Annotated in this window: 22 protein-coding genes; 5 read left to right on the top strand and 17 right to left on the bottom strand. The window is 59.0% G+C overall.

Annotated features, from left to right (window positions below; translation table 11 throughout):
• Positions 1-121: 121 nt before the first annotated feature.
• The 3 genes from rpsO to CORTU0001_RS07565 form a co-directional block, all read right to left on the bottom strand.
• The gene (gene rpsO, locus CORTU0001_RS07555; RefSeq protein ID WP_005278802.1) at positions 122-391 is read right to left on the bottom strand and encodes a 30S ribosomal protein S15; all 270 of its coding nucleotides are present in this window, start codon (positions 389-391) and stop codon (positions 122-124) included.
• 169 nt (positions 392-560) lie between these two features.
• A complete protein-coding gene (locus CORTU0001_RS07560; protein WP_005328669.1) occupies positions 561-1493 on the bottom strand; it encodes a nucleoside hydrolase in 933 nt (310 codons plus the stop codon).
• A complete protein-coding gene (locus CORTU0001_RS07565) occupies positions 1494-2516 on the bottom strand; it encodes a bifunctional riboflavin kinase/FAD synthetase (protein ID WP_005328670.1) in 1023 nt (340 codons plus the stop codon).
• Between the two features lie 23 nt (positions 2517-2539).
• On the opposite strand from CORTU0001_RS07565, the gene truB reads away from it, so the two are divergent.
• Complete coding sequence (truB, locus tag CORTU0001_RS07570; protein ID WP_005328674.1) at positions 2540-3433, top strand: tRNA pseudouridine(55) synthase TruB; 894 nt, start codon at positions 2540-2542, stop codon at positions 3431-3433.
• Here the strand turns inward: truB and CORTU0001_RS07575 are convergent.
• The 5 genes from CORTU0001_RS07575 to rbfA form a co-directional block, all read right to left on the bottom strand.
• Positions 3430-4104 (bottom strand): 4'-phosphopantetheinyl transferase family protein, encoded by a 675-nt coding sequence (locus CORTU0001_RS07575; protein ID WP_034668458.1) that lies wholly within the window; start codon positions 4102-4104, stop codon positions 3430-3432. The two genes, truB and CORTU0001_RS07575, sit on opposite strands and share 4 nt — an antisense overlap.
• A complete protein-coding gene (locus tag CORTU0001_RS07580; protein ID WP_005328677.1) occupies positions 4104-4913 on the bottom strand; it encodes a metallophosphoesterase family protein in 810 nt (269 codons plus the stop codon). Before CORTU0001_RS07580 ends, CORTU0001_RS07575 begins: the two co-directional genes overlap by 1 nt.
• 86 nt (positions 4914-4999) lie before the next feature.
• Positions 5000-6316 (bottom strand): MATE family efflux transporter, encoded by a 1317-nt coding sequence (locus tag CORTU0001_RS07585; protein ID WP_005328678.1) that lies wholly within the window; start codon positions 6314-6316, stop codon positions 5000-5002.
• A 20-nt stretch (positions 6317-6336) separates the two neighbouring features.
• On the bottom strand, positions 6337-7299 hold the full coding sequence (locus CORTU0001_RS07590; RefSeq protein ID WP_005328679.1) for a DHH family phosphoesterase: 963 nt from the start codon (positions 7297-7299) through the stop codon (positions 6337-6339).
• Positions 7300-7743: a 30S ribosome-binding factor RbfA gene (rbfA, locus tag CORTU0001_RS07595; protein ID WP_005328680.1), complete on the bottom strand. Its 444-nt coding sequence runs from the start codon at positions 7741-7743 to the stop codon at positions 7300-7302.
• An 881-nt stretch (positions 7744-8624) separates the two neighbouring features.
• Between rbfA and CORTU0001_RS07605 the strand changes: the two genes are divergently transcribed.
• Positions 8625-9065: a hypothetical protein gene (locus CORTU0001_RS07605; protein ID WP_034668461.1), complete on the top strand. Its 441-nt coding sequence runs from the start codon at positions 8625-8627 to the stop codon at positions 9063-9065.
• A gap of 129 nt (positions 9066-9194) precedes the next feature.
• On the opposite strand, the gene infB is transcribed toward CORTU0001_RS07605, so the two are convergent.
• The 4 genes from infB to rimP all read right to left on the bottom strand — a co-directional run bounded on the left by infB (position 9195) and on the right by rimP (position 14144).
• Complete coding sequence (gene infB, locus CORTU0001_RS07610) at positions 9195-12026, bottom strand: translation initiation factor IF-2 (RefSeq protein ID WP_005328682.1); 2832 nt, start codon at positions 12024-12026, stop codon at positions 9195-9197.
• Between the two features lie 106 nt (positions 12027-12132).
• Entirely contained in the window at positions 12133-12480 is a 348-nt protein-coding gene (locus CORTU0001_RS11510) for a YlxR family protein (RefSeq protein WP_005328683.1), read from the bottom strand.
• An 84-nt stretch (positions 12481-12564) separates the two neighbouring features.
• Positions 12565-13581, bottom strand: a complete 1017-nt coding sequence (nusA, locus tag CORTU0001_RS07620) for a transcription termination factor NusA (RefSeq protein ID WP_005328685.1) — start codon at positions 13579-13581, stop codon at positions 12565-12567.
• A 23-nt stretch (positions 13582-13604) separates the two neighbouring features.
• On the bottom strand, positions 13605-14144 hold the full coding sequence (rimP, locus tag CORTU0001_RS07625) for a ribosome maturation factor RimP (protein WP_005325182.1): 540 nt from the start codon (positions 14142-14144) through the stop codon (positions 13605-13607).
• A 38-nt stretch (positions 14145-14182) separates the two neighbouring features.
• Here rimP and CORTU0001_RS07630 point away from each other — a divergent pair, with 38 nt between their 5' ends.
• Both CORTU0001_RS07630 and CORTU0001_RS07635 read left to right on the top strand, forming a co-directional pair.
• A complete protein-coding gene (locus CORTU0001_RS07630; RefSeq protein WP_005328687.1) occupies positions 14183-15034 on the top strand; it encodes a DUF4439 domain-containing protein in 852 nt (283 codons plus the stop codon).
• A 182-nt stretch (positions 15035-15216) separates the two neighbouring features.
• Entirely contained in the window at positions 15217-15546 is a 330-nt protein-coding gene (locus CORTU0001_RS07635) for a transglycosylase family protein (protein ID WP_005325184.1), read from the top strand.
• A gap of 120 nt (positions 15547-15666) precedes the next feature.
• Here the strand turns inward: CORTU0001_RS07635 and CORTU0001_RS07640 are convergent, their stop codons facing one another.
• The gene (locus tag CORTU0001_RS07640) at positions 15667-16029 is read right to left on the bottom strand and encodes a DoxX family protein (RefSeq protein WP_034668463.1); all 363 of its coding nucleotides are present in this window, start codon (positions 16027-16029) and stop codon (positions 15667-15669) included.
• Positions 16030-16068: 39 nt separating this feature from the next.
• A complete protein-coding gene (locus tag CORTU0001_RS07645) occupies positions 16069-17838 on the bottom strand; it encodes a proline--tRNA ligase (protein ID WP_005328689.1) in 1770 nt (589 codons plus the stop codon).
• Between the two features lie 31 nt (positions 17839-17869).
• On the opposite strand from CORTU0001_RS07645, the gene yaaA reads away from it, so the two are divergent.
• Positions 17870-18592, top strand: coding sequence for a peroxide stress protein YaaA (gene yaaA, locus CORTU0001_RS07650; RefSeq protein WP_034668531.1), 723 nt, complete (start codon positions 17870-17872; stop codon positions 18590-18592).
• A 16-nt stretch (positions 18593-18608) separates the two neighbouring features.
• On the opposite strand, the gene CORTU0001_RS07655 is transcribed toward yaaA, so the two are convergent.
• The 3 genes from CORTU0001_RS07655 to CORTU0001_RS07665 are packed head-to-tail and all read right to left on the bottom strand — an operon-like array spanning position 18609 to position 21634.
• Positions 18609-19922, bottom strand: a complete 1314-nt coding sequence (locus tag CORTU0001_RS07655; RefSeq protein ID WP_034668464.1) for a DUF4921 family protein — start codon at positions 19920-19922, stop codon at positions 18609-18611.
• A gap of 27 nt (positions 19923-19949) precedes the next feature.
• Positions 19950-20702: an ABC transporter permease gene (locus tag CORTU0001_RS07660; protein ID WP_005328691.1), complete on the bottom strand. Its 753-nt coding sequence runs from the start codon at positions 20700-20702 to the stop codon at positions 19950-19952.
• A gap of 32 nt (positions 20703-20734) precedes the next feature.
• Positions 20735-21634, bottom strand: coding sequence for an ABC transporter ATP-binding protein (locus CORTU0001_RS07665; protein WP_034668533.1), 900 nt, complete (start codon positions 21632-21634; stop codon positions 20735-20737).
• Positions 21635-21642 lie beyond the last annotated feature (8 nt).

The raw sequence follows: 21642 nt of genomic DNA on the forward strand, positions 1-21642 counted from the left end.
TTTGGGCGATCGTCGATGCCGCCTGGTCGATTTTGTCTATGACAACGGTGTCAAATTCTAACAGAAAAACCACAAAAGCCCCGCCAAAGGGCGGGGCGAGGTGGCCGAAGCTGGGCCGGAATTAACGGCGCAGACCCAGGCGAGAGATCAGATCACGGTAGCGATCAACGTTGTTCTCAGCCAGGTACTTCAGCAGGCCACGACGGCGACCAACCATCAGCAGCAGACCACGACGGGAGTGGTGATCGTGCTTGTGGAACTTCAGGTGCTCGGTCAGAGTATTGATGCGGGAGGTCAGCAGGGCAACCTGTGCCTCAGGGGAACCGGTATCGGTTTCGTGCAGGCCGTACTCCTTGAGGATTTCGGCCTTCTTCTCAGTGGTCAATGCCATGAGTATTTCTCCTTTATTTCAGTCCACATTATCGTGACGCATAAGCCAGCGCGATGCGCATTGCTTGTGCGTGCCGCAACTGCTGTGAACCGCAGTCGCTAAGCCAAACAAACACCTTACAGCGCCCAGGCAGAAAAAATCAAAACCACATGGCTTCTAGGCTGTGCTTTTAGAGCTGGCTGAAGAGCGTCTCAAGGCGTTCGACAAACTCTCGCACAAAACGCTCACTATCCACACCCACAGCCACCCGTGCGGTGGGCGGCGCATCCAATCGCTTTTCATCCGCGATTGTCCGTCCACGGGTAGGGCCGGTGGTGTCAGTCTTGAGGTTTATCGAAAGGACGTCGACAAGCGTGGCATCTGCTGCCACCGCAGCGGCCAATGGATCGTGCAAGCCGCACCCGCCCAAGTGCGGCGATGTGGTGGCGTAAGCGCGGATGTAATAGTCCACCATGTCCGCAAAAATGCGGCCGGCGTGGGTGCCGGTAGCGCGCCAACGAGCGGACTCCGCCGTGGTCAATAGGGTGCGCAAGGTGACATCCAAGCCCACCATGGTGGTATCGCTCGTGTGGCGGAAGAGGTAATCGGTAGCTTCCGGATCCTGGGAGATATTGGCCTCAGACCACGGCGTGACGTTGCCAGGAACGGTAAGAGCCCCACCCATCATCACTAGGTGTGCGGCTGTGGCAAAGGAGGGGTCCTGCTGCATGGCGGCAGCAATCGTGGTGGACGGGCCGGTCGGAATGATTACTAGATCATCGCCGTGCTCGTGCAGAGCCTCGATGAGGAAATCGGCCGCTGGTTGGGACTGCGCCTGGGTAGTTGCCGGCGGAAGCAGGACCTCCCCCACGCCGTTGTGGCCGTGAATAAAGGAAGAAATCTCACTTGGCCGAAACCCATCCGGGCTAGGCCCGGCAAACACTGGAATATCGTCTTGGCCCAGCAGCTCTAGAAGAGCCAGGGTGTTGCGCACGGCCAAGGGCACGGTCACGTTGCCGTACGTACAGGTCACGCCGATGAGGTCCAGGTCCGGATGGGCGATGGCATACGCCAGCGCTAGGGCATCATCAATGCCGGTATCAAGATCGAGAATCGCCTTCATTTATTTCTCCCGCAGGAAGTAGTCTTTCGCGGTCCAGCCCTGCGCCTTCGCGTCGGCAGCGAGCACCTGGCGGGCCTTGGCTACGTCATTGGCCATGGCCTCAAGCAGCTCGTCTACGGAATTAAACTTCACCATATCGCGGAGGTGGCCCACAAAGTGCACCGTAGCCTCGTAGCCATACAGGTCAGCGTCGCGGTCGAGCACAAAGGACTCGATAGAGCGCTCCTCATCGCCGAAGGTGGGGTTGGTACCTACGGAAATCGCGGCCGCATAGGCCACGCCAGGCCGCATATCCCCCTCGATATCGGAGTCAGAGTGGACGATGAACCAGCCCGCGTACACACCATCGGCCGGAATAGCCACTGTATCCGGGAAATACTGATTGGCCGTGGGGAATCCGAGCTCCTTGCCACCACGTCCTGCGCCGCGCACTACGGGCCCGGTCACAGTGAAATGGCGGCCGAGAGCCCAGTTAGCGGATTCGATGTCCCCCTGCGCAAGGCACTCACGGATGTGGGTGGAACAAATGCGCACGCCCTCATCATCCAGCAGTGGGACGATGTCCACACTAAAGCCATACTCGGCACCAAAGTCCTGCATAGCCTGGGCGGTTCCGGTCGCGCCGGCGCCAAAGGTGAAGTTCTCGCCTACCACGATGTGCTGTGCAGCGAGCTTTCCTACCAATAAATCCTCTACGTAGGGTCGCGGCTCCACCCCAGCAAGGTCGCGGGTGAAGTCAATAACGAGCACGGTTGCAATGCCCATCTCTTCGGCCAATTCCAGTCGGCGTTCAAAACTCAGCACCGCCAAGGGCGCACGCTCTGGGAGGAATACCGACACCGGGTGCGGGTCAAAGGTCACCATGACAGGGCGCTCACCATGAGCGCGTGCATGCTCCACGCAGGCGGCGATGAGCTGCTGATGGCCCCGGTGCAGGCCGTCAAAGACGCCGATGGTTACTGACGTTGGGCCCATTTCCGCGGGGATGTCATCGATTCCGTACCAAATATCCACGCAGACCATCGTAGAGCATAGACTTAGAGGCTATGACTGATGCGCTCGCAAACTCCGGACTCGTCATCGTAGACAAACCCGCCGGCATGACCTCCCACGATGTTGTCGGCCGCCTACGCAGGTGCTTTCACACAAAGAAGGTAGGCCACGCCGGCACCCTCGACCCCATGGCCACCGGCGTGCTTGTCCTTGGCATGGAGCGTGGCACCAAATTCTTGGCCCACATGGTTGCCTCCACTAAGTCCTATGACGCCACCATTCGCCTGGGCGCCGCCACCACAACCGATGACGCCGAGGGAGAATACTCTTGGGGCGCTAGCGCTGCAGCCATTGACCGCGCCGCAATCGAGGCAGAGATTGCCAAGCTCACCGGCGACATCATGCAGAAGCCCGCGGCCGTTTCCGCTATTAAAATTAACGGCCGCCGCGCCCATGAGCTGGTGCGGGAGGGCCAGGAGGTAGACATTCCCGCCCGCCCAGTAACGGTAGATAAGTTTGACGTTCTGGCAGAGCGCCGCGAGGGCGACTACATCGATCTAGACGTCACGGTGGATTGTTCTTCCGGTACCTATATTCGCTCCCTAGCCCGCGATCTGGGCGAGGCCCTGAAGGTGGGCGGGCACCTGACCGCCTTGCGCCGCACTAAGGTGGGGCCTTTTGCGCTTGCCGACGCCCTCTCGCTCGACGCCCTGGCCGATTCCCCGCGCCTTTCCCTCAGCTTGGATGAGGCCTTGGCTCGCTGCTTCCCCGTCCTTTCCGTCACAGAGGAGGAGGCAGCCGCCCTCGCCATGGGCAAGTGGCTAGAGCCCCGCGGACTCAAGGGCGTCCACGCTGCTGTGGCCCCTAATGGCCAAGCGGTGGCGCTCATTAAAGAAAAAGGCAAGCGCCTGGCCACCGTGTTTGTGGCACGGCCCTCTACCCTTTAGTGGCTAAAGTCTAAGGCTGGAACCGAGGTGGAGACGATAACGTAGCCGTCTCGAATTACCCAACGCCCGGTGATAAAAGGCACCGGTGTGGGCCTAGCTAAAATATAGGAAATAAGCGTGCCATCCTCGCGCAGGTCGATTTCTGCCTGGTCAAAGTCCAACCAGCGAAAGGTCATGGGAAACCACGACTTATATGTGGCCTCCTTGGCACAAAAAAGCAATCGGTCCGGGCAGGTAATCCCTGCCTCACGCAGCCGCAAAAGCTGCGGCATCTCCCCCGCTCGGGCGATCATGGTGAGCACATGATCCGGCAACGGTTCGGCGGGTTCTGCATCCAGGCCTACGGATTTTAAGGCTGAGGTAGGGGCAACCACCGCAGCCCGCATCCCCTCGGTATGCGTCATCGAGCCGACAAAACCTTCTGGCCACAGCGGCATGCCGCGCTCGCCGCGCAAAATGGGCGTCGCCGGGCTGGCCCCCAATTCCTGCAAGGCTCGGTGCGCACACCACCGAGCATCTCCGAACTCGGCCTTGCGTACATCAACTGCCTGGGAAACCAGAGACTTTTCTTCGGCCGCGAGTTCTTCAAAATTGGCCAAATCCGTATAGCTCGAGTCCGTGCGCACGTAGCAATAGCGCGCACTTTCTGGAAATAGCTCTGGATACATCATCATGTCCCCTCCTCTACAAAGGAACGCAGTACCGGATAGGGCCACGCCTGGGCGCTCTCACGCCCCTGCCATTCACGCGGATACCCCAATGACGTCTCGATGTGATCAACGCCGTCTACATTCATGCGAGACGGCATATGCAGGTGTCCATAGATGACGGACTGCGCGTTATAGCGCCGCGGCCACGACCGCGTATGCCTGGTTCCGCACCACAAGGCGATTTCAGGAAAGCGCAATAACATTGTCGGCTCTTGGACCAACGGCCAATGGTTAACCAACACGGTAGGACCATGTACTCGGGAAAGGCGCTTGATGGAATAGGCCAACCTGTCCCAACACCACGCCCGCACGTCTACGAAGGGGGCAATGGCAAACTCATCGGTCATCATCAGTTGTTTTGCGCGCGCCGCGTCAATGGCTTCGCCCACGCTTAGGCCATGCGGACGGAAACTGTAATCATACAAAGTAAATAGCGGAACGATGGTGGTCCCGTGAAATACCGGATACGGGTCTTCGGGAGTAATAACTCCAATCTCCCTGCACCTTTCCACCAGGTGCGCATACTTTTCTCGGCCTTGATACCGGTCCTGGGAGCGGGAGAATAGCTCATGGTTACCCGGCACCCAGATGACCTTGGCATAGCGATCATTGAGCTGGCGCAAAATACGAATAATGAGATCGGTGCGTTCTGCAACGTCCCCGGCCACGATGAGCCAATCTGCGGGATCGGGCGGGGTGAGCTGTTCAATGCGCTCGCTATTGGTTTTGACCGCTCCATGCAGGTCAGAAACCGCCCACACTGTTGGCATAGGTTTCTCACCCGCCTTCCTAGGATCTGCGCGCTGCACGGGGCCGAGCACCGCGCGAGAGTATCAACACGCCCACTTTAGCGCAGCTAACTCTCCTGCACTACGGCCCATTTCATCGATCGGAACCGGTAGACCACGCCCACCATGCGGAAAGCAATGAAGGCGGCGAGGCCACACCACACGCCGGTTAAGCCTGTGCCCATGAAGTGTGCCAAGATAACTCCCGGCAAAAATCCCACCAGAACCGAAGAAATGGTCAGCGTGCGCAAGAAGGCAGCATCGCCCGCGCCCAGCAAGACACCATCGAAGGCGAAGACCACGCCACCGCCGATAACCATGGCTACCAGGATCCACCACGGTTGGGAGATGGCATCGAGCACTTCCGGAGAGGAGGTGAAGATGCGCGGAATAATCCCTGCACCAGCAGCAAATACGGCAGCCAAGAGGCCAGAGAAAATCGTAGAGTACAACGCCACCTTGCTGCCCACACTGCGTGCGTGCCGCGCAGAGCCAGCACCTAGTGCAGCACCAGTCAATGTTTGCGCGGCAATGGCCAACGAATCCAAGATGAGGGACATGAAGTTCCACAGCTGCATCATGATCTGGTGACCGGCCAAAGAAGCGGTACCAACGCGGGAAACCACAGCCGTGGCCGTAAGAAAGGCAACCTGGAAGCTGGCTGAACGCAAAATAAGATCGCGGCCTAAGATGAGCTGTTCGCGTACCACATGCCATTGAAATTGCCAGGAGCCGGTATGTTCCTTGTGCAATTCGCGGACGAATAACGCAGCAATAATGCTCATGCCTAATACCGTGGCAATGGCCGAGCCTGCCAGCCCCCAGAAATGGACGAAGATGGGCACCGCGATAGCGCCAGGAATCATGCCAGACAAAGTAAAGTACAGCGGCTTCTTCGTATCTTGGACACCGCGCATCCAGCCGTTTCCGGCCATCTCCACCAAAGTAACGGGAATAGCCAGAGCTGCGATGCGCAGCCACAAGGCCGTCCCGGCGGCTGTGGTGGGATCACCAGTTAGAGCACGGGCGAATACGCCGCCGAAAATCCACATGATTACCGCGAGCAACCCGCCTACTCCTAGAGCCACATAGGTGGCTTGCACGCCTTCAGCAACCGCAGCTTCGCGCTTGCCGGAGCCAAAGAGCCGAGCAGAGCGAGCGGTCGTGCCGTAGGACAGGAAAGTCAACTGCGTCGTCACCACAGAGTGAATTGTGGTGGCTGCAGCCAGCGAGGCAAGCTCTTGGGCACCAAGACGACCGACAACCGCGGTATCTAGCAAAAGGTAGAGCGGCATGGCCGCAAGTACGCCAAGCGCGGGAAACGCGAGGCCAAAGACCTCGCGTGCGGTTACCGTGCCGGCGGTGGAGCGATCCTGAGCGTTCATTCCATCCGTCTGCCTATTTCTCATTGGATAGCGGCCACCAATTCCCTAATAATCTTTTCCGGAGCCCCGTGGGCGGTATAACCTGCGGCCGGTACATGCCCGCCGCCGCCGAAGGTAAGCGCTACCGAAGAACAATCAATGCGAGAAGAACGCAAAGAAACCGCCCACACCTCCGGAGCTTGTTCCTTAAACACTACGCCGACGGTGGTTCCTTCAAGCGCGCGAACGAACTCCACTAGTGATTCGACAGCCGAATCGGAGTGTCCCTGGATATCTTCCAGCCGCGCGACGAGAATGCCTAGGGTGTGCTCCCCTGCTTCTTCGAGGCGCAAACCGGCCAATACCCTACCGATCATCTGAAGATCGTCCGGAGTGGTGGAATCTAAAAGGTCAGCTGCGATCTGCTTGGTATCGAGATCGTAGTGCATGAGGCGGGTGGCAATATCGTGCATAGCCGGCCTACCCCAGCGGAAACTGCCAGTATCGGTCATCAAGCCGGCATATAAGCAGTGCGCAATATGCCGGTCAATCTGAATCTCCAGTGAATCCAGGATTCTCAGCAACACCACGGTGGTGGATTCACATTCAGTGTCCACCACATTGATGGCACCAAACCCTGGGTTAGAAGAATGATGGTCAATGCACAGAACCCGGCCCTGCTTGGCTAGCTGATCAATCCGATCCGCAAAGAACCCCGTTCGGTCCAAAGAACCACAATCAACGGTGACGTAGAGGTCATAGCTTTCCGGCAGCTTAAGGCTAGTGGTGACGTCGTCGGCGGCAGGAATGGTGTAAAGGTTACGGGAAATTTCCCGCTCCTGGCCCACAACGGCACACACGTCTTTGCCCCGTTGGCGCAGCGCGAGCAGCAACGCCGCAGCAGAGCCGATGGCATCGGCATCCGGCCGCAGGTGCGTCACAATGCAGATGCTGTGAGCATCGTGCAAAGCGGCAACTGCCGGCTCATATTGCTTCTTGGTCACTTAAGCCTCGTCTTCATCGGAGGTCTTATACGGGTTCGCATCCCCTGCCGGCTGGGCGTTTTCCTTCAGCTTTCCCAGTTCTTCATCGCGGGCGCGAGCACGGGCCAGAAGTTCTTCCATATGAGCAGAGGCCTCCGGAACGGTATCGACCTCGAAGGTTAGCGTCGGGGTAAACCGCACCGAGAGTTGATCGCCCACAATCTTGCGCAGCTGACCTTTAGCGCGCTTGAGGGCTTCTTCTGCTTGTGCGAAGTCTGGCTCGGAGTCAATGTCTTTTCCGCGCACGGTATAAAAAACGGTGGCATCGTGCAGGTCGCCCGTCACTCGAGTATCTGTGATGGTCACCAACTCGAGGCGGCGATCCTTGATCTCGCGTTCTATGGCACTCGCCACGATTTCCTTAATACGCTTGGCCATTCGTGCAGCACGCGCGTGGTCAACCATGGTGCAACTCCCTCTCCGTCGAACTATCGATCTCTACCAAGATCTATAAATCTCTACCAAGATCTATAAAATTGTGTCCATCTTACATTACTCCGCATGCATGTCCTGTGGCAGAAAATTAACTGCACATGAAGGCAATTCTGAGGATCTCGAACATGCAATAAAACCATATATATATCTTATGGACCCCTTGAATTAAAACGTTTCCGAAACTATGGTCAAAAGTGTTTCACCCCACCACGAGCCTGAATGGAGAAACGTGAAACCTTATAAAATAGCCCATCGATCACTACCGCCGCTTGTATCCTCGGCGGCTTTGCAGTCCCTCCAGCCTCTGCCACAAATGAAACGCTTAACGATCCCCCTCAATTCGTCATTCTCAATGTAGATTCTGACGGCGCCCCAAGCCTGCAACCATATTCCACAGGGGAAAGAAGCCCGGGAGATCCTGTTCCTGCTTGCATTCATTCTGAGAAGGAAAAGGGCGCAATTCAAGTCTATAACGATTGCGATTTTGATATGAACGTCAAAGTAATCGTTGCATTTGATTTCGACACACAATGCCTGTTGGTAAAAGCACATTCGCGGAGGAACTTTGAATGGTCTCCGACAAAGCGAATGGACGGTATTCAAGAATGCTAGATACACGCAGCAGAATGAGGACCCTAATCATCGCGATTGTATCAGCATTTTCCCTCCTTCTTTCCTCAAATATTGCCACCGCCGACATCGGAAACTTCCTTTATGACACAAAAGATCAGTGTGAAAGATCGCTGAAGGAGTTACGTAAAGACCCAGCGACAGCTAATTGGGCGAGAAGAGCAAGTTGCAATTACGAAAGCAACTGGGGAAACGGAGTATGGCATCTAAGGACCTAGGATTTGCAAGACCAAAACCAATCTAAGCCAGAAACAGCGAGCGTCACGCCCCAGCCTTTAAATGAGTTTCACGCCGATGCTCCGAACAAAGCAGCAAGCTGCCTCGAAAGGGCTAAACTCACGCAAGAGTGGCTAAACGATCAAGAACAGATTAGTGAAGTGGTTCTGCACAGGTTGCTCACTTCCAGCACAAAAGCCGAAGAAGGAAGAATAGGAATCACCTACGTTTTGGGCCAATGGCTACTTTCGAAACGCACTGGAACGTGGTCGGACTTGGCCCACGGCGAGGCTACGGAAAATAGTATCGGCCTTCGGTTCAACGATGGCAACAAGGAAATGCTCCCACTTGAGGACTGGGTATTCGACCTGCTTGGTCAGCCCCAAATCAAGGCCGAAAAATTTCTTGCATTCCTCAACTTCTCTGCTAAACAAGGCACGCATTAGCAAACCCAACTTGTCGTAAACCTGTCTAGATAGTTTAAATACTAAAGTTCAGCAGAAGCTGCAAATAAAATCGCCAGGGCTTCCCCAATCGGGGAAACACCTGGCGATTTTATTTACGCCGCTTGCGGACTAGGTACGCGGAACCTCGACCTCTTCGTAGGCCTGAATGATGTCGCCTACCTGGATATCCGGGTAAGAGAGCACCATACCGCACTCGTAGCCGGCCTTGATCTCGGTTGCATCGTCCTTTTCGTGACGCAGAGACTCAATCTTGGCGTCGGCAGTGATGACGTTGTTATCGCGCAGCAGGCGAACCTTGCCGTTGCGGACAACCTTGCCCTCGGTAACCATGCAGCCGGCGATGGTACCCACCGCGGAGGACTTGAACAGGGCGCGGATTTCGGCCGCACCGGTGTCGCGTTCCTCGTAAATCGGCTTGAGCATGCCCTTGAGCGCAGCCTCGACCTCTTCGATGGCCTTGTAGATGATCGTGTAGTAACGAATATCCACGCCCTCTTGGGTGGCCATCTCCGTCGCCTTGCCTTCTGCACGGGTGTTGAAGGCAATGATGACGGCGTCGGAAGCCGCTGCGAGAGAGACGTTGGTCTCGGTCACAGCGCCCACACCACGGTCGATGATGTTGAGCTCGACTTCGTCCTCGGTCTTGATATCCAGCAGGGCATCTTCCAGTGCCTCGACGGAACCGGCGTTGTCGCCCTTGAGGATGAGGTTGAGGGTCGAAGTCTCCTGCAATACCTTGTCCAGATCCTCAAGGGAGACGCGCTTGCGCTGCTTGGCCTGTAGGGCAGAGCGCTTGCGAGCATCACGCTGGTTAGCAATCTGGCGGGCAACGCGGTCATCTTCCACCACGAGCAGGTTATCGCCTGCACCCGGCACACCGGACAGACCCTGGACCTGCACCGGACGGGATGGACCAGCCTCTTCGACATCTTCGCCGAACTCATCGAGCATGCGGCGGACACGACCGTGCGCGTCACCGACGACGATGGAGTCACCCACGTGCAAGGTACCGCGCTGAACGATGACCGTTGCCACCGGACCACGGCCGCGATCCAGGTGCGACTCAATGGCCACGCCCTGTGCGTCCATGTCTGGGTTAGCGGTCAGCTCCAAGGCGGCATCCGCGGTCAGGATGACCGACTCAAGCAACTGGTCAATGTTCTGGCCCTGCTTCGCGGAGATATCCACGAACATGGTGTCGCCGCCGTACTCTTCCGGAACCAGGCCGTACTCGGTGAGCTGGCCACGGATCTTATCCGGCTGAGCCTCCGGCTTATCCACCTTGTTCACGGCCACGACGACCGGAATATCGGCAGCCTTGGCGTGGTTGATGGCCTCCACAGTCTGCGGCATGACGCCGTCATCGGCGGCAACCACGAGGATGGCCAAGTCGGTGGACTTAGCACCACGAGCACGCATGGCGGTAAAGGCCTCGTGACCCGGGGTATCCAGGAAGGTAATGGTGCGCTCGCCGTCCACGTCCACCGTGGTCTGGTAGGCACCAATGCCCTGGGTGATGCCGCCTTCCTCGTGGGCGCCCTCGTTGGTCTTACGGATGGCGTCCAACAGGCGGGTCTTACCGTGGTCAACGTGACCCATGACGGAGACGACTGGAGGACGATTCTCCAGCGCTTCCTCGCCGCCTTCGTCCTCACCGAACTGCAGGTCGAAGGACTCGAGCAGCTCGCGGTCCTCGTCCTCAGGGGAGACGACCTCGACGTTGTAATTGATCTCGGAGCCGAGCAGCTGCAGCGTATCTTCCGATACGGAAGCGGTTGCCGTCACCATTTCACCGAGGTTGAACAGTGCCTGTACCAGTGCTGCTGGATCCGCGCCGATCTTCTCGGCGAAGTCAGACAGGGATGCACCGCGACGCAGGCGGACGGTCTGGCCCTTGCCGTCTGGCAAGCGCACGCCGCCTACGACGTGCTTCTGCTGCTCCTCGTACTCATGGCGCTTCTGACGCTTGGACTTCTTGCCCTTGCGTGGAGCGCCACCTGGGCGGCCGAATGCACCTGCGGTGCCACCGCGACGTCCGCCGCGTCCGCCTCCGCGGAAACCGCCTGGACGACCGCCACCTGGGCCACCGTGACCCGGTCCGCCGTGACCGCCGCGACCGCGGCCGCCGCGTCCACCGCCGCTCGGTGCCTTAGACGGCATCGACGCAGGGTTCGGGTGGGACGGCATCATGGCCGGGGATGGACGGCGACCGCCGCCACCCTGGTTATTGCCGCCCTGACGGTTATTTCCGCCCTCGTTCTGGCCACCGCGCTTGCCGCGGTTATCGCCGGGCTTATTGCCGCCACGCTGGCCCTTGGAGCCGCCTGGGCGAGGGCCCGGACGGTTGTCGCCGCCACCCGTGGAGAACGGGTTATTAGCTACACGACGGGAGCCGCCTGGCTTCGGCATAGGACGAGGCATGGAATTGCCTGGGGTCGGACGCTCGCCCGACTTCTTGCCGCCAGCCTGACCTGGCTTCGGTGCGCCCTGGCCGGGCTTCGGTGCGGCAGCCTTAGCACCAGGCTTCGGGGCCTGTGCGCCCGGCTTCGGGGCAGCTGGCTTTGCGCCGGGCTTAGCAGCACCCTGACCTGGCTTCGGTGCGCCCTGGCCTGGCTTCGGGGCGGCGGCCTTCGCGCCTGGCTTTGGCGCCTCTGCGCCCGGCTTCGGGGCAGCAGACTTCGCGCCCGGCTTAGGGGCGCTCGCCTTTGCGGTGCTCTTAGCGGCACCCTTGGCAGGCTTATTGTCTTGCTTTTTCTCGGCGGCGTCATCGCCGCCGGACTGTGCTTCATAATGTGCTCGCATCTTCTTAACCACCGGCGGTTCGATGGTGGAAGAAGCAGTCTTTACAAACTCACCCTGTTCCTTCAGGGTGGCGAGCAGTTCCTTGCTGGTTACTCCGAGCTGCTTTGCGAGCTCGTGAACACGTAGCTTTCCGGGCACTTGTCTCCTCTTGGTATCGGCTAGGAGTCAAGGCCGCGGAAACTGGCCTGACCCCTAGTTAGGTGTGTAGGACTTTCATCGCTGATGCTTCATCGTTGTGCGCTCATCAGTGTTCGGTCTTCCTTTGTAACTCTGGTTCGTACGAATCTAACGCGGCATTGTCCGCGCTAGGTACCTGTCCGCTATGCGCTTCCAAGTACTGCCGTACCTGACCTGTGTCCACGGGTGCGGACGTGCGAAGCGCGCGCTTGAAGGCGCGTTTGCGCTCCGCCAGCTCGAGTGCAGAAAGTGTGGGGCTAATCCACGCCCCGCGGCCGGGAAGCCGGCGGTGTGGATCTGCTACCAGACGGCGGCCGTGCGGATCATCGTGGTCGATGACCACCCGTAGCAAGTCCGTATCTGGCAGGCGGCGGCGAGTAGCGATGCAGGTCCGGAGTCTTTGCCTCTCAGACATTCATCTCCTTACTTTTCGCGTCGCCAATATGCCCCAATCTGCAACTGGGCCGTTTACTAGCCTACGCTACAAAAGCGCAGATCCTTAATTAGCGTCAGCGTCCGAGTGAATATCGATCTTCCAACCGGTCAAACGGGCAGCAAGACGGGCATTCTGGCCCTCTTTACCAATAGCCAGGGACAGCTGGTAATCCGGCACCACCACGCGTGCGATCTGCGCCTCGTTGTCCACAACGGTAACCTTGACCACCTTCGAGGGGGCCAAGGCATTGCCTACGTAGACCGTGGGATCCTCGCTGAAGTCGATGATGTCAATCTTTTCACCGCCGAGCTGGCGCATGATGTTGTTGACGCGCTGACCGCGCGGGCCAATGCAGGCTCCCTTTGCGTTCAGGCCCTTGGCATGGCCCACAACGGCCACCTTGGAACGGTGGCCTGCCTCGCGGGCAATGGCAATCATTTCTACGCTGCCATCGGCAACTTCTGGAACTTCAAGCTCAAAAAGGCCACGCACCAGCTCCGGATGAGTGCGAGAGAGATTGATCTGTACCTGGGCGCCATTGCGATTAACGCCTACGACATAGGCCTTAATGCGGTCACCGTGCTCGAGCTTTTCACCCGGAATCTGCTCGGCCGGCAGCAAGATGCCGTCCTGGGACTCCAGCTCAGAGCCCAGCTGGACCACGACGATTCCGCGGGCATTAGCGCGCGCATCGCGCTGGACGATGCCGCTGACAACGCGGCCGGTGAGCTCCGAGTAGGAATCATAGGTACGCTCTGCCTCGGCCTCGCGCAGCTTGCGCAGGATGGCCTCGCGCACGGCCTGTGCGCCCACGCGTCCAAAGTTTTCCGGGGTGTCATCGTATTCGGTGGTTACTTCCCCAGTTTCTGGGTCGCGCTCCGAGACAATGACGCTGACCGCACCGGTGGTGGCGTCGATATCGACGCGGGACTTGGCGCCTTCTACCTTGCCGCCAGCATTAGACTCGCGGTAATCCAGGTAGGAATACAACAAGGCACCCGCAATCGCTTCCAGCAAGTCCTTTACGGGGACGTTGCGCTCGGACTCGATGGTACGAAGTGCCTGTAGATCAATATTCACTTGTCATTCCTCTCGGTTGCCGGTTAATTCTCGGCTTCTTCAAACGTCTTGCGCACTGCCTCTAACTCCTGTTCGGACGGCTGTGCAAACTCAATTTCTACCACTGCCCGGGCAATGTTTTCCAATCGTTCGGCGCGCGCCTGCACGTCCTTTTTGCTTGCCGTGATGAGGATTACGGCATCGGCGGCGTCGTTAAGCGCGCCAATGCGCGCCGATTGAGTCTTGCCATCGCCAAGGTCGAAGGAGACCTTGCGTCCCCGATTGCGACGCCAGTGGCGCGGGGCGGTGAGCGGCAGGTCCACACCGGGGGTGGAGACCTCCAAGGTATAGCCCGCACCGAAGTTCAGCTCTCCCTGCGCTTCCTTGTCATCAAAGAAGGCAGAAATCTCGTTGGATACTTCCTCCAACACATCGGAGCTAGGGCGCTTATCACCATCAATACGGATAATGACCTGGGATTTCTTTCCCGCCTTGGTGGTTTTAATGTCTTCTACGTCCAATCCCCGCTCAGCCAGTTTGGGTTGCAGGAGATCGGTCAATTGTTGTGCATCTGGGAAAGCCATGTGCACTAGCCTACGTGCTACGGGGTACAGTCTTTTGCGTGAACCGCCGACGTTTAGCTTTAGCCCTCGTAGCCACAACCGCCACCCTGCCCACCTTGGCTGGGTGCCAAGCGGTTGATTCCGTCGTCGACTACTTTGGCCCGCGGCCAGAAAGCAGGCTGCTGGCGCTTGCCGACGCCGCCGCCACCGACGCCTTGTCCCTCAGCGGCGTCGACGACCATGCCGCAGGGCTGCGCAGCTCCCAGGCGGACGCCCTGTATGCCGAAATTACACGGCTATGCGGCACGGATGATGCTGGCAATCCCCCACGCTCCTGCGAGGTAGAGCGCCCTACCGAAGCCAATCACGCCGCAGACTCTGGCGAAATTATGGAAAATGCCGCTTCTGCGACGACAGAGGCGGCCGATGAAGTCACCGTTGAATCGCGCGTCCTAGTTACCGAGCAGGCCATCGCGCTCAATGCCTGGCTGCCTGGCGATGCCCCGGATATCCCCGAGCTTTCCCAACCAGAGCAAAAAAGCGCTGCTGATCTCCTGAGCTGGGAGTATGAGCAGGTATTCGGTCTAGATTTCGCCCGCGCCTACGTTGGCCCCGAGCACGAGGACAAGGTGGATCATCGCCTAGCTGTTCATCATCGCCGCATCGACGCCCTCCAGGATGCACTAGCCCGCTACGGCAACATTCCGCAGCCAGAGTCGGCCTATACTTCCGGAGAGCAAGAACTGCCCCACGATTCTGCTTCCGCGCTGGCCTTTATCGATGGCCTTGCCGAACACGACGGCCGCAAGTGGTCCGCCGCCGCCACAGGTGCAGCGCAAGGAGAATCCCCGGATCAGGAATGGGTTACGTGGCTCATTGGCATCGCGGCGGAGTCCCACGGCATGCACTAGGCCACTGCCGCCCCGGCCAGCCCCCACCTGTCTATCCCCTGACAACGGGCCAGCGAAATGGCAGCAACCTCTACGGCCCTATGCATTGCTTCGGCTCCTCTAGCGTGCGTAGGTTGGTTCACCATGAGCTTGCAGGAGATTCCGCAAGCTAAACAGACACAAAGAGAAGGAGTTTCCTCTCAATGCGTTCTAAGAAGACCATGTTGACCGTATCCGCCGCGGCACTCGGCCTTGCTGGCTTGGCCGCGCCTGCTGCTACCGCCGCACCGGCTAGCGCTTGGGATCAGGTAGCTGCTTGCGAGTCCGGCGGTGACTGGCACATCAATACCGGAAACGGCTACCAGGGCGGCCTGCAGTTCAACCCGCAGACCTGGGCTGCCAATGGCGGCACTCAGTACGCCCCGACCGCTGACCAGGCAACCCGCGAGCAGCAGATTGCCGTGGCCGAAAACGTCCTGGCCACCCAGGGTGCTGGCGCTTGGCCTAACTGCGGCGGCCCCGTCGCCGGCTAGTTTTAGCTTCGGCATTTAACACGAAACCGGCCTCCTCCCCTTCCCGCTAAACCCCGCGGAGTAAGGGAGGAGGCCGGTTTTGTGCTTGACCTAGCTGGCTAGCATGCAGCCAAGGCGGCTTTAGGCCTCATGCTTGGCGATATTCCAGGCATACATCATCAACAACACCTGCAGCGGCTGGCGGATGATGTGGTAGAGCTTCTTTGGCCACCCTGCCTTGCGCTCGATCCAGGCGTGGTACATATTGGCCGGCCACACCGCTGCAAAGAGCGCGAGTGCGGAGGCACCGCCGAAGCCGCGGGTGGCGCGGCGGCGAAGCAAGGCACCGGTGGCAATCTCCCACAGGCCCGAAGCAAAGTTATAGAACCGCGCAGGACCTGGCAGTTGCGGCGGGACAATGGATTCGAAAGTCTTCGGCTTCACAAAATGCAATACGCCCATTGCTGAAAGCACCGTGGAAAGCCCATTCTTTTGAAAGTTCATGCCTTCCACGGTACCCCGCCGCGCAGAGTTGGGTCTTATTTAGCCATGCACGAGCTCGAGGATCTTGTCCACGATGTCCTCGGCTGGAACCTCGAGGGTCTCTCCCCCGCGGATGCGCAGCTCAATCTTGCCTTCCTTGAAGGCACGGCCCAGAATTGCCACGAAGGGCATGCCAAGGAGCTCTGCATCCTTGAACTTCACGCCTGGGGAGACCTTTGGGCGGTCATCGAAGAGCACCTCGAGCCCCTTGGCAGATAGCTCTTCTACCAGCTTGTCGCCGGCCTCCATGGCTGCTGCATCCTTGTTGGCAACGGCTACGTGTACCTGGTAAGGAGCGACGGCAACCGGCCAGTTGAGGCCCTTGTCATCGTGGCGCTGCTCAGCCAGGACGGCCAGCATGCGGGTAATGCCAATGCCATAGGACCCCATGGTAGGAACGGCGCGCTTGCCGTTTTCGTCCAAAATCTGGACATCGAAGGCCTCGGTGTACTTGCGGCCCAGCTGGAAGATATGACCGAGCTCAATGCCGCGCTCCAAGGTCAAGGTGCCGTGGTTTTCAGGAGCCAGGTCGCCTTCTTTAACCTCAGCGGCCTCAATGAACTCATCCACGGTGAAATCGCGGCCGGCTACGCAGCCAACCACGTGGCGCTCGCTCGCATCGGCGCCGGTAATCCACGCCGTACCCTTGACCACGCGTGGATCGGCCAGGACCTTGATGCCATTGGCATTTAGAGCGCGCGGGCCAACATAGCCCTTGACTAGGAAGTCATTGTCTGCAAATTCCTTGTCCCCTGCCAACTCAAACTCCACCGGCTCGAGTGCGGCCTCAAGGCGCTTTTCATCCAGCTCGCGATCGCCAGGGATGAGAACGGCAGCCAACTCGGACTCGCGCTCTTCGCTCTCCACGGCCGGGTGGTAGAGCTTGACCATCATGCACTTGAGGGTGTCTGCAGCGGTGGCCTCGCGGCCGTCGACAGTAATGCCTGCGCCCTGGGCCCATTCGACCAGCTTCTCAATGGTCTCTGCTCCCGGGGTGTCATGCTCCTGTGCCTCTGGCTGGCCCTCAATATCCTTCTCCGCCGGTGCTGGGGTCACCACGGCCTCGACGTTGGCTGCGTAGTCGCCCTCGGTGGAGCGCACAAAGGTATCCTCGCCTACCTCAGATACGGCGAGGAATTCCTCGGAGGCGGAGCCGCCCATGGCACCAGAGGTGGCCTTACAGATGGCGTAATCGATCTCTAGGCGGTTGAAGATATTCTGATACGCCTTGCGGTGGCGGCCGTAGGACTCGTCCAAGCCCTCATCGGTCATGTCGAAGGAATAGGAATCCTTCATCGTGAATTCGCGGCCACGCAGCACACCAGCACGAGGGCGCTCCTCATCGCGGTACTTGGTCTGAATCTGATACAGCGTAACCGGGAAATCCTTATAGGAGGAGTACATATCCTTGACCGCACTGGCAAACATTTCCTCGTGGGTAGGGCCAAGCAGCATATCTGCGTTCTTGCGGTCCTTGAGGCGGAAGAGGTTATCGCCGTATTCCACCCAGCGGTTGGTCTTCTCATAAGGCTCGCGCGGCAGCAAAGCAGGAAACAGCATTTCCTGGCCGCCGATGGCGTCCATTTCCTGACGGACTACATCTTCAATCTTGCGCAGGGTGCGCAGACCCAACGGCAGCCAGGTATACACGCCCGGCGCGACGCGGCGTACATAACCGGCGCGTACGAGCAGCTTGTGGCTGGGGACCTCGGCATCGGCGGGGTCCTCACGAAGGGTACGGAGAAATAGTTCAGAAAGGCGGGTAATCATGCACAAAAATATACCCCGCTACCCTGTATATATGCTCATTATCCTCCCTCCTTCAGAAACTAAGGCCCATGGCGGTACGGGACAGCCCCTTGACTTCAGCCAACTGTCCTTTCCGCAATTGCATGCCACCCGGCAAGAAATTGCCGCTGAGCTGCAGTCTCTTCCGGTAGACGAGGCCATGGAGGTACTCAAGCTTTCGGAAAAGCTGCGTGGTGAGGCCGAATCCAACCAGGGGCTTTTTACCACCCCCACCATGCCGGCCGTGTTGCGTTATACCGGCGTGCTTTTTGATGCCTTGGATGCCCCTTCCCTACCCACGTGGGATCGTCTTGCTATTGGCGACGCCCTCTTTGGCGTCCTCCGCGCCAGCGACCCCATTCCGCATTACCGGCTTTCGGGTGGCTCGAAGCTTGGCGGCCGCACCATGAAGTCGCGCTGGGGCAAGCAGATTACGCAGGCGCTCGAGGGAGTGGACGAGCTTATTGTCGATCTGCGCTCGGGCACTTACCAGCAGCTCGGCCGGGTAAAGGATGCGGTAACGGTACGGGTGGAAAGCCTGCAGGACGATGGTTCGCGCAAGGTGGTCAGCCACTTCAATAAGCACTTCAAGGGCCTGTTAGCCCGCGAGTTAGCGCTCTCGCCTGCCGACGCCTATAGCGCCGCCGACGTTGCCGCCATCGCGCGCGCCGCGGGTATGACCGTTGAGGAGCCGGGGCCTGGGTCGAGTGAGCTTACGCTCGTCGTCAAGCGCTGAGCCCAACGCTGCCCGCTTAGCGCAGCTGCGGGTTATACAGCAGGCTATTGCGCTGTACCGAACATTCGGTAGCCACGCGGACCGAGCGGGCAACATGTCCGGACTCGCGCAAGGAATAAAGCTGGCTAACTACCCTATCACGCAGATCCCAGGGCGAGATGGTGTTGAGATAAATCTTGGTGCCGCCTTCGAATCCGGCAAGGGTAGAAATGCGGAGCTTGATGAGAATGCGCCATGGCTGAGCGACGTCGACATCGGCAGGCTTGTGGTGCCACTCCTCATTGCAGGGAACCTCGCGGCCGACAGCAGCGTGGGCAGCATGGACGAGGTCGCTCATGGCGCGGATTTCTTCTTCCGACTGCCGCCACGGCTCGCAGGTCGCGGACTTGGAGTAGACCTCCAAGGTGGGATAGCGGTGCCCAAAGCCGGCGAAGAGGACGGCATGGTCGTTTTCCGCAATGATGAGGTTGCGGCTAGCGGCATAGTCCACCGCCCACTCGTTGTACATATTCATATTGCTGCGCAGCATCTGTACCTCCCGGTGGGAGGCCATGCCGCGGTCATCGATGGCAACGAGTTGCTTGTGCAGGTGCTCGAAGGAGGCGCCGGCTGGCTGCAGCCAATTTTGGAAGGCCACCACATAGGGGGCGTAGCGGTTGCGCTCGTAGAGGTCGCGCATGGCGTCAATAGTCAGCTGCATAAAGAGCAGGTGCTCTTCGGCGCTGAGGGTGCCGGAAGATACCACTTGGGAATCATCCTGTGCACCGCGCTCAAAATGGCGGCCCGCCACGATGACGTCGTGGCCTCCTGCGAAAAAGCCCGCCGCCTGTTCTATAAGTTCCTCTTCGCTTGCTTCAGGAAGGTGCGCTGCCTTGCGCTTCGTGCGCACGATCTTGAGCACATGTTCCCGGCCGGCAGGATCGGCAAGGTAGTTGTCCATGCGTTGGCGAGTCTCAGCATCCATGTCGAAGCCGTAGTTGGCGTGCCAATAGTCAAAGGAGACGATTTCAAACAGATTTGGAATGCGGCGAAAGGCCGGGACGGTGTGGCCGTATTCGCTCAAGGGCAATCCACGCACAATCCCGCCGGACGGCAGGATGCGGGCCTTTTCCGGCGGGGTATCAGTCATGCGCCCTGAACAAAAGGCGCAGCGGTGGGTGAAGTCTTCTTCCTGCAGTGGCTGCGGGTTAGCCACTGGCGTGGACAGCGGGCGGTTGCCGCGGCCCGGCACGGTCCACACTTCGGTCCCGGAGAACGGGTTGACCTGCTTGACCGTGCCATCCCGCATGGTCTGGATAGGTTCTATGCGGGCAAAAAGTGCATCACTCATGCCCACCAGCGTAGTTAGTTCTGGGAGTTATTTGGCGACGGACCGACGGCGGGACACTGCGCACGCACCGCCGACGCAGACTGCCAGCGTGATGCCCAGAATCAAAGCCGATACGCCACGGGAATGGTCCAAGGGGCCCGAATCGCTACCCAGGACCAAGGTCTGCATATTGGCGAAGGGCAGGCAGCCCAATAACGCTTCTGCCCAGGAGGTATCAAATGCCATAAGCGCAGTTTCTACGACAAAGAATTCCACCACGAGGATCATTGCGGCAAATGTGCCGCTACGCAAGAGGCAAGCCAGCCCCATAGCCAGCAGGCTAAAGCCGGCCCATTCCAGGTAAGCAAACACCACTCGGTTGCAGTCCGGCCATTCATAAAAGCTTGTGAAGTCAATATCGCCGCCGAATGCCGCAATCAGCAAAGTTCCCACAGCTATACCCAGTGTGGCCGCGAGCAAGAGTGATACCAGGATGACTAAGAATTGGCTGAGCACTATGCCAACGCGGCGGTTGGATGAAAGATAAGACCATGCAACGGTTCCTTTTCCTAAGTCACCGCCGACCATCATCGCAGAGGCAAAGATCATCACCACCATGGCGAGGTCACTAGCTGCTAAGACATCACTAGATTGAAATTTGCCATCCACGCTGCCGTTGAATTCATAGCCCCAGGCCATGAGCACGCCGCCGGCGGCCATACCGAGTGCCACGATGACGAGGTAGACCCAGGTAGAGCGCAGGGAAAAGAGTTTGCGGGATTCTGAAACCACAGTATTCATAGAAATCTGTCCTTAAAGGTTGGGTTGTGCGTTTAGGCGGAGCGGTAGGCCACGTGGTCGGCTGTCGCGCCGAGGTAGGCCTCTTCCAGGGAGGGCTGCTTGCGTTCCAAGCTGGAGATGAGAATGCGGTTATCCAGACAGATGCGGCCGATGTCGGAGCCTTCGAGGCCGCGCACGCGCAGGACCTCACCGTCAAAGGAGGTCTCCGCATCGGTGCCGTGCAACAGCCGCAGGAGTTCATCGGGCTGGTCCACAATCACTTCGAGGCTTGCGCCTCCCGTGCCGTTGACGAACTCCTCCACGGTGCCCTCACCCAGCAGCTTGCCCTTGCCGATGACCACGAGGCGGTCTGCGGTGAGCTGCATTTCCGACAGCAGGTGGGAGGAAACCAGCACGGAGCAGCCAGCCTCGGCGAATTCGCGGATGCGGGCACGCATCCAGTGCACGCCTTCGGGGTCGAGACCGTTGACGGGTTCGTCAAGAAGCAAGTGCTTCGGCTCGCCGATGAGCGCACAAGCAAGGCCCAGGCGCTGCTTCATGCCTAGCGAATAGCCGCCCACGCGCTTGGTGGCTACCTGGGTAAGGCCGACGCGGTCCAGGGTGTCATCCACGTGGTTCATGGACACGCCCTGCAACGCGGCCATGTAACCCAGGTGAGCACGGGCGCTGCGGCCCGGGTGGAACCAGTTGGCGTCCAACAAGGTGCCCACCGTGGCAGCGGGATTGGACAGTTCACGGAAAGGCGTGCCATCAAAAGTCGCGGTGCCGGAAGTCGGAGTCTCCAGACCCACGCACATGCGCATGGTGGTGGATTTGCCGGAACCATTCGGTCCGAGGAAGCCGGTGACTTGACCGTCAGGAACCTCGAAGGAGAGGTCATCTACTGCTTTAAAGGAACGGAAATTCTTGGAAAGGTGTGAAACTTTGAGCATGGTTCCCA

Origin of the sequence: Corynebacterium tuberculostearicum SK141 (assembly GCF_000175635.1) — a bacterium.
GTDB classification, from domain to species: Bacteria; Actinomycetota; Actinomycetes; order Mycobacteriales; family Mycobacteriaceae; genus Corynebacterium; species Corynebacterium tuberculostearicum_C.